Source organism: Alicyclobacillus sacchari (assembly GCF_004366795.1).
GTDB classification, from domain to species: Bacteria; Bacillota; Bacilli; order Alicyclobacillales; family Alicyclobacillaceae; genus Alicyclobacillus; species Alicyclobacillus sacchari.
This window is the reverse complement of record NZ_SORF01000062.1, coordinates 1-1,118: the sequence shown is the minus strand read 5'-3', so window position 1 is coordinate 1,118 and position 1,118 is coordinate 1. Positions and strand designations below refer to the sequence as shown.

General features: G+C 54.6%; 1 protein-coding gene. It reads left to right on the top strand.

Annotated elements, in window-relative coordinates; translation table 11 throughout:
- Window positions 1-1,112: GntR family transcriptional regulator (locus C7445_RS14435; protein ID WP_134161416.1), on the top strand; the 1,112-nt coding region annotated here is incomplete at its 5' end.
- Window positions 1,113-1,118 lie beyond the last annotated feature (6 nt).

Sequence of the window (1,118 nt, the reverse complement as noted above, 5' to 3'; positions counted from 1 at the left end):
CGCCAGCCAAATACGTGGTGGTCAAGGAACAAATTAAAGAGTGGATCCGCAGTGGGAAGGTAAAGCCGGGGGAGAAGATATACTCGGAGAACGAGCTCATCAAGATGTTCCGAGTGAGCCGGCACACGATCCGGCAAGCGGTCGGGGATTTGGTACATGAAGGGCTGCTGTATCGGGAGCAAGGCGCAGGTACGTTTTGCGCGTACCCGCCGGAAGAGCGTACAAGTAGTGGTCCGGCAGTGCAGGAGAGCGGCAAGTACATTGGGGTCATCACGACGTACATCTCGGATTATATCTTTCCGTCTATCATTCGCGGGATCGAGTCGCATGTGACGAGCAAAGGGTACTCGTTGATTCTGGCGTGTACGTATAACAACATTGGGAAAGAGGCGCAGTGTTTGCAGTCGATGCTGAGCAGGCCAATAGACGGATTGATCATCGAACCGACAGAGAGTAGTACGTACAACCCTAACATCCGTTACTACTTGGAATTGGAGCGCCGAAAGATTCCCTATGTGATGATCAACCAGTTCTATCCGCAGTTGGATCCTCCGCACATCATCGTGGATGACAAAAAAGGCGGATGGATGGCGAGCGAGCATCTGATTCAGTTGGGGCATCGTCGATTGATGGGCGTGTTCAAGACGGACGACCTGCAGGGTGTGTACCGGATGCAGGGGTTTATTGACGCGTGCAGAGAGGCAGGCATTTCGGTGGCGCCAGAGATGCTGATTACGTATCGGACAGAGGAAGAGGGTAGCGATGTACTTGGCCGTGTGCGGGATGTCCTGAGTCAGGATGTAGACGAGCGCCCGACGGGGGTGGTTTGTTACAACGACCAGTTGGCCATTCGAGTGTTGGACATCATGCGGGAAATGGAGTTGAGCGTACCGGAGGATGTGTCGCTGGTTGGATATGATGATTCTTACCTGGCAGAGGCGACGGAAATCAAGTTGACGACCGTGGAGCATCCGAAGATGCAGATGGGCCTGGATGCAGCGAAGTGGGTGTTGCGTGCAATTGACCGTGGGCGACGGGATGGGGAGGAACCACAGTCCATCGTCTACGAGCCCAAGCTGGTGGTGAGACAGTCCACGGCGAGAATGAGTTGAAGGGGG